Source organism: Sporosarcina sp. YIM B06819 (assembly GCF_033485175.1).
Lineage (GTDB): Bacteria > Bacillota > Bacilli > Bacillales_A > Planococcaceae > Sporosarcina.
Window position 1 is genome coordinate 51,039 of the sequence record NZ_JAWLIQ010000025.1, and the last position, 6,946, is coordinate 57,984.

Below are 6,946 nucleotides of genomic sequence, written 5' to 3' on the forward strand. Positions count from 1 at the left end.
AAAACGAAGAACATTAGGTCAAATAAATTTTTTCTTTAATTTTTTCAATAACCGCCTTGTAAAATGTAATTTGATGAGGTACAAATCTATCCCTTCCTAATTCCTCATCCATTAAAATTTTATACCCATTTTTTATTCCAATGCCCTTTACCCTAATTTTATCTCTTTCACCTAACCAAAGTTCAGTAAAATCGTTAAATTCAACTTTTACGATTCCTGCAACCTCTTCTTCTTGAAAAGTAAAATCATCAAAGGATTTGTCGTATTTATATAAAAATACGTGTGCTAGTTCCTTATCGATAAAATCTTCTTTTATGACACAATAATCAATTATTCCTAATGACACTAATTCATGAAAGGGAACATCAATCCCAATTTCCTCCTTAATCTCTCTTACACCGTCTTGAACTGTTTCAGTAGCCAGAATATGTCCCGCGGCAGTAATATCAAACAAATTTGGATAGTCCTTTTTTGTAGCACTACGGAGTTGCAAATAGATATAATCTGTACCCATTTCCTTGCTAATGAACCAACAGTGAAACGTTTCATGCCAATAGCCAAGTCTATGTACCTCTTCACGACTAGCAACGCCTAGTTGATTGCGATCCTCATCAAACGTTTTTAATTGTTCATTTTCCAACAGACTTCCCCCTAAATATGATATTTCAGCGCCAATATACTTAATTCCATTAATATCAAATAACCTAAAAACGTTGTATAGTTTTGATAAAACGTTGTTAAGTTTTGCGAAAGCGTTGTCTAGTTTGCCGGGAACGTTGCGAGCTTAGTGTAAATAAAGATATCCACCGCAAGTATTTTCTCGCTTAATCCCATTACCACTTTCTTTCCGGCAAATAAAAACCTCAGTCCCATTCAAAGCAGACCGAGGCATATCATTTTATTTAATAAACAGATGTATTATCCGCCGAAACATGCTCAAGAATCTCTTTCACACGTGCTAGGAATTGACCACAAACTAAGCCGTCCAGCACACGATGATCAAGTGATAAACATAAGTTCACCATATCACGTGCTGCAATCATGCCGCCGTCCATAATCATAGGACGTTTAACAATCGATTCTACTTGTAAAATCGCCGCTTGTGGGTAGTTAATGATGCCCATTGACTGAACAGAACCAAATGAGCCGGTATTATTCACCGTAAACGTACCGCCTAGCATTTCAGCGGATTTTAATTTACCAGAACGCACTTTACCAGCAAGTTCCTGGATTTCACGGCCGATGCCTTTAATTGTTTTTTCATCAGCATGATTAATGACTGGAACGAACAACGCGTCATCCGATGCAACGGCGATAGAGATATTGATGTCTTTTTTCAGGACAATCTTGTCGCCTGCCCACATGGAATTCATCATTGGGAATTCCTTCAATGCCTGTGCTACTGCCTTCACGAAAAACGCGAAGTATGTCAGATTGAAGCCTTCCTTTTGTTTGAAGTCATTTTTCAATGAATCACGATACTGAACAAGATTGGTCACGTCGACTTCAATCATCATCCAAGCATGTGGCGCTTCGTGTTTCGAACGTAGCATATTGCTAGCAATCGCACGACGCACGCCCGTAACCGGAATTTCAATATCACCTGCAGTAACAGGTACATTGACAGGTTCAGCTGCTTTCATTGCAGGTGCAGTAGGTGCAGTCGCTGTTGTCACCGGAGTTACTGGTGCTACAACTTCCACACCAGGCGCCGAAGCGGCCGTTGGAATGTTGCCACTTTCGATAATCGCCAGCAAGTCTTTACGCGTAATACGCCCTTCTTTGCCAGAACCTTCGACGAGTGTCAAATCGATGCCGTTGTCTTGTGACAGACGAAGCACGGCTGGTGAATAACGGCCTGCAGCTTTGCCTTTTTCACGATTCAGTGATGCAGCTGGCGTCTGTGGTGCAACTGCTGGCACTTCATGTGCAGGTGCCACTTGGGCTGGTGCCGCAGGTGCTTCTACTGTTGCGCCACCTTCAATCTCAATCGTACAAATAATTGCTCCAACAGCTAACGTTTCCCCTTCTTGTGCAATCAATTCCTTGATTACTCCCGCAAATGATGAAGGAACCTCTGCTGTTACTTTATCCGTATTCACTTCTGCAAGTGGGTCGTATTTATTTACCGTATCGCCCGGTTTAACAAGCCATTTCTCGATCGTGCCTTCTGTCACACTTTCCCCGAGCTGTGGCATTAATATATTTTCAATCGCCAATTTGTTTACCTCCGTCCTTAAAATTCAGCCAGTTCACGTGCTGCTTTTTCGACTTTGTCTGGATTGACCATGAAAAACTTCTCCATTGTCGGTGCGTACGGCATTGCGGGTACATCCGGTCCTGCAAGACGTTTGATAGGTGCATCGAGTTCAAACAGGCAGTTTTCAGCGATAATGGCTGCTACTTCTCCCATGATGCTTCCTTCTTTATTGTCTTCTGTCACAAGAAGGACTTTCCCCGTTTTTGAAGCCGCTTCAATAATGGCTTCTTGATCGAGCGGATAAACTGTACGTAAATCAAGGATATGTGTAGAAATACCATCTTCCGCAAGACGTTCAGCCGCTTGCAATGCAAAGTGAACACACAAACCGTATGTGATAATTGTAATATCATCGCCTTCACGTTTAACGTCCGCTTTGCCGATTGGTAGCACATAATCATCGGTTGGCACTTCACCCTTAATCAAACGATAAGCCCGTTTATGTTCAAAGAATAGAACTGGATCTTCATCACGAATTGCAGCTTTTAGCAATCCTTTGGCATCGTATGGTGTAGAAGGAATGACGATTTTTAGTCCAGGCGTGCTGGCGAACATCGATTCCACAGATTGCGAGTGATACAATGCACCGTGAACGCCGCCTCCGAAAGGTGCACGGATGACAATCGGACATGTCCAGTCATTATTCGAACGGTAACGAATTTTTGCCGCTTCAGAAACAATTTGGTTGACGGCTGGCATGATGAAATCGGCAAATTGCATTTCAGCGATCGGACGCAAGCCATACATCGCAGCCCCAATGCCGACACCTGCAATAGCAGATTCTGCGAGTGGTGCATCCAGTGCACGGTATTCTCCGAATTGATCGTAAAGGCCGGTCGTTGCTTTAAAAACGCCACCTTTACGTCCAACATCTTCACCTATTACAAAAACGCGATCATCTCGTTCCATTTCTTCTTTCATGGCCAGTGTGATTGCATCGATATAAGACATGACAGCCATTATTCGTTCCCCCCTTGTTCAGCGTAAACATGGAGAAGCGCAGATTCAGGCTCGGCGTACGGAGCGTTTTCCGCATAATCGGTCGCTTCGTTCACTTCTATCATGATGCGTTCTTCCATTTCTTTTTCTAGTTCGTCCGTCAGTACTCCAACTTCTTTCAAATAAGCCGCGAATTTTGGAATCGGATCCATTTTCTTTTCATTCTCTAGCTCTTCTGCATCACGGTACTGACGATGATCATCATCTGAGGAGTGTGCTGTCAAACGGTAGCAAATGGTTTCTACCAAACTAGGTCCTTCACCACTCCGCGCACGATCTGCTGCTTCTTTTACCACTTTATAGACGTCAAGTGGATCTGTACCGTCCACAGTGACGCCTGGCATTCCATAACCAATCGCGCGGTCTGAAACGTTGGCACAACCTAACTGTTTTTCAACCGGAACAGAAATCGCATATTTATTGTTTTCAACCATAATGACAGTTGGCAATTTATGAACACCTGCGAAGTTCATACCTTCGTGGAAATCTCCTTGGTTGGATGAGCCTTCACCAAGTGTGACGAACGTAATGAAATCTTCTTTTTTCATCTTCGCTGCAAGCGCCACACCAACAGCATGCGGAAGTTGTGTCGTGACCGGTGATGAACCTGTTAAAATACGATTTTTCCGCTGACCAAAGTGACCTGGCATTTGACGGCCGCCCGAGTTTGGGTCCTCTGCTTTAGCGAATGCTGATAACATTAAATCTTTTGGTGTCATGCCGAAATGAAGGACAACGCCCATATCACGGTAATAAGGTGCAATCCAGTCCTTGTCTTTATCCAGTGCGTAAGCCGCCCCTGCTTGTGCTGCTTCTTGCCCTTGACATGAGATAACGAATGGAATTTTTCCTGCACGGTTCAAAAGCCACATACGCTCATCAATGCGGCGAGCCATTAACATCGTTTCAAAAATTTGCAAGACATCTTCATTAGTCAATCCAAGTGCTTCATGACGATTAATTGCCATTTCTATTTTCCCCCTTTTACGAGTAGATCACATATGAATTGCTTTACCGTCCACCGCTAGTGCTGCCTCGCCTATTACTTCAGACAAAGAAGGATGCGGATGAATGGTACTTGCTACTTCCCACGGTGTTGCATCGAGTACCATTGCCAGTCCCGCTTCGGATATTAAATCCGTGACATGCGCACCAATCATATGAACACCTAAAATATCGTCAGTGTTCTTATCAGCAACAATTTTAACAAAACCATCCGAATTGCCATTGACCAACGCTTTACCGATTGCCATGAACGGGAATTTGCCAACTTTCACGTCAAATCCTTGTTCTTTCGCTTGTTTCTCTGTTATGCCAACGCTTGATGCCTCAGGACTGGAATAAATGCAGCGTGAGATTTTCGTATAATCAATCGGCTCATTTTTCAAGCCAGCAATATGTTCAACAGCGGCAATGCCTTCATGAGAAGCCACATGCGCCAGTTGTAATCCGCCAATGACATCGCCAATGGCATAAATATGATGCTCTTTTGTCTGGAATGTCGGTCTTGTCTTGATATAACCGTTGACTACTTCTATTTCGGTATTGTCGAGGCCAATTCCTTCAACATTCGCTTGGCGACCAACGGATACTAACATTTTTTCAGCCGTAAATGCCTTTGTTTCGCCATTTATGTCCGCGGAAATCGTAACAGAATCTGCTGTTTTAACGAGTGTATCTGGCAATACTTTTGCATTTGTCACAAAAGTGATTCCTTTTTTCGTCAATAGCTTTTTCATTTCTTTGGAAATATCTTCATCCTCCGTAGGAATGATACGATCTGCATATTCAATGACTGTCACATCTACACCAAAGTCATTGAGCATGGACGCCCATTCAATACCGATGACACCGCCACCAACGATGATGATTGATTGAGGAAGTGCTTCCATTGCTAATGCGCCGTCTGAAGACATGATTTGCTGTTCATCGATGTCTAAACCGGGTAATGTGCGTGGTCTAGAGCCTGTTGCAATGATCAAATTTTTCAAAATAAGCATTTCATTGTCGTCGCCGTTGTTCATTTCCACTGAAATGGTACCTGGCATTGGCGAGAATATCGATGGCCCAAGCATTCTGCCGAGTCCTTCGAAAACATCAATCTTTCCCTTTTTCATAAGTGCCGTGACACCGCTATGTAGCTGTTTGACGATACCTTCTTTACGTGCTTGTACGCGGCTAAAATCGAGTGTTACTTCTTTCGTATCTACACCGAATGTAGCTGCTTGGTTTTTTGCTGTATCAAAAACTTCAGCACTTTTTAGCAACGCCTTACTTGGAATACATCCTTTATGCAAGCAAGTGCCGCCTAGTTTACCTTGTTCGACAAGTGCTGTTTTCAGTCCTAATTGTGCAGCCCGAATAGCAGCGACATAGCCGCCTGTTCCGCCTCCCAAAATCACCACATCATATTCCCGTGCCATAGTAATGGCCTCCTTCACAACGACCCGTTAAGACGGGTAGATTTTAGCTGTTTCTTCACCTGAAAGAACGCGAATCGCGCCTTCTGCAAGTGCTTGCAATTCATCTTCACCCGGATAAACGACAATATCGGCAATCCAATCGATTCTGGATGAAATATCTGCGATGAATCCTTTTCCGTATGCAAGTCCACCTGTTAGGATGATAGCGTCAACTTGACCACTAAGAACAGTAGCAGCACTACCGATTTCTTTAGCAACCTGATAAGCCATTGCTTCGTAAACAAGCTGGGCTTTGGCGTCCCCTTTGTCGATTCTTTTCTCGACTTGTACAGCGTCATTAGTCCCTAAATAGCCAACAAGGCCGCCTTGGCCGACCAGTTTTTTCATGACTTCATTACGATACAATTCACCCGAATAACATAATTCAACGAGTGCTCCTGCCGGAACTGTTCCTGCTCGTTCTGGACTAAACGGGCCATCTCCATGAAGACCATTATTGACATCAATCACTTTTCCACAATCATGTGCACCCACTGTAATACCGCCACCCATATGGGTAACAATCAGTCGCAAATCCTCATACTTTTTGCCAATTTGTTTAGCATAGCGACGCGCCACTGCTTTTTGATTCAACGCATGGAAAATCGATTTGCGTTCAAGCGATGCAAATCCTGAAATACGTGCAACAGGCGCAAGTTCGTCGACGACGACAGGATCGACGATGAATGCAGGAATGTTCAATCCACCTGCGATTTCATTGGCTAGAATACCGCCAAGATTCGAGGCATGTTGGCCAGAATATCCTTTTTTCAAGTCTTCGATCATCGCGTCGTTGACGGAATAGGTACCGCCTTCGATCGGGCGGAGAAGACCGCCACGACCGCAAACGGCAGTAAGTTCCGTGATGCTGATGCCTTCTGTTTCGAGGGCTTCAAGAATGGTTTCTTTACGGAAATTGTATTGATCGATAATAGAAGGATATCGTGCAATTTCTTCCGATGAATGGCGTAACGTAACTTCTAGCAATAGTAATTCGTTTTCGAAGACGCCTATTTTTGTAGATGTGGATCCCGGGTTAATGACTAGGACCTTAATTTTTGCGTTTTGCACAACAGAACCTCCTTCCATTTCGATTTTTCGATTTTTCCATTTATATGAATTAATTTCATAATAGAATAATTAACCTTGGAATCCGAACAAGGTTGATTTGCGCTTCAGGCGGACGCTTTCCGCGGGCACGGCTTGGACCCACACGAAGTGGGTC

The 6,946-nt window shown here is 43.7% G+C and carries 6 protein-coding genes; all 6 read right to left on the reverse strand.

Going from position 1 to position 6,946, the window contains the following annotated elements:
* Nucleotides 1–13: 13 nt before the first annotated feature.
* Complete coding sequence (locus tag R2B72_RS15480; protein ID WP_318617603.1) at nt 14–640, reverse strand: NUDIX hydrolase; 627 nt, start codon at nt 638–640, stop codon at nt 14–16.
* Nucleotides 641–902: 262 nt separating this feature from the next.
* Complete coding sequence (locus R2B72_RS15485) at nt 903–2,219, reverse strand: dihydrolipoamide acetyltransferase family protein (protein WP_318617604.1); 1,317 nt, start codon at nt 2,217–2,219, stop codon at nt 903–905.
* 17 nt (nt 2,220–2,236) lie between these two features.
* The gene (locus R2B72_RS15490; RefSeq protein WP_318617605.1) at nt 2,237–3,220 is read right to left on the reverse strand and encodes an alpha-ketoacid dehydrogenase subunit beta; all 984 of its coding nucleotides are present in this window, start codon (nt 3,218–3,220) and stop codon (nt 2,237–2,239) included.
* Entirely contained in the window at nt 3,220–4,227 is a 1,008-nt protein-coding gene (locus tag R2B72_RS15495; RefSeq protein WP_318617606.1) for a thiamine pyrophosphate-dependent dehydrogenase E1 component subunit alpha, read from the reverse strand. Before R2B72_RS15495 ends, R2B72_RS15490 begins: the two co-directional genes overlap by 1 nt.
* 27 nt (nt 4,228–4,254) lie before the next feature.
* The gene (gene lpdA / locus R2B72_RS15500) at nt 4,255–5,682 is read right to left on the reverse strand and encodes a dihydrolipoyl dehydrogenase (RefSeq protein WP_318617607.1); all 1,428 of its coding nucleotides are present in this window, start codon (nt 5,680–5,682) and stop codon (nt 4,255–4,257) included.
* A gap of 27 nt (nt 5,683–5,709) precedes the next feature.
* Nucleotides 5,710–6,810: a butyrate kinase gene (gene buk, locus R2B72_RS15505; RefSeq protein ID WP_412177865.1), complete on the reverse strand. Its 1,101-nt coding sequence runs from the start codon at nt 6,808–6,810 to the stop codon at nt 5,710–5,712.
* Between the last annotated feature and the right edge of the window lie 136 nt (nt 6,811–6,946).

Coding starts and splice junctions, on each gene's coding strand:
- lpdA (WP_318617607.1), bottom strand. CDS start 5,682: ATGGCACGGGAATATGATGTGGTGATTTTGGGAGGCGGAACAGGCGGC.
- R2B72_RS15495 (WP_318617606.1), bottom strand. CDS start 4,227: ATGGCAATTAATCGTCATGAAGCACTTGGATTGACTAATGAAGATGTC.
- buk (WP_412177865.1), bottom strand. CDS start 6,810: ATGGAAGGAGGTTCTGTTGTGCAAAACGCAAAAATTAAGGTCCTAGTC.
- R2B72_RS15490 (WP_318617605.1), bottom strand. CDS start 3,220: ATGGCTGTCATGTCTTATATCGATGCAATCACACTGGCCATGAAAGAA.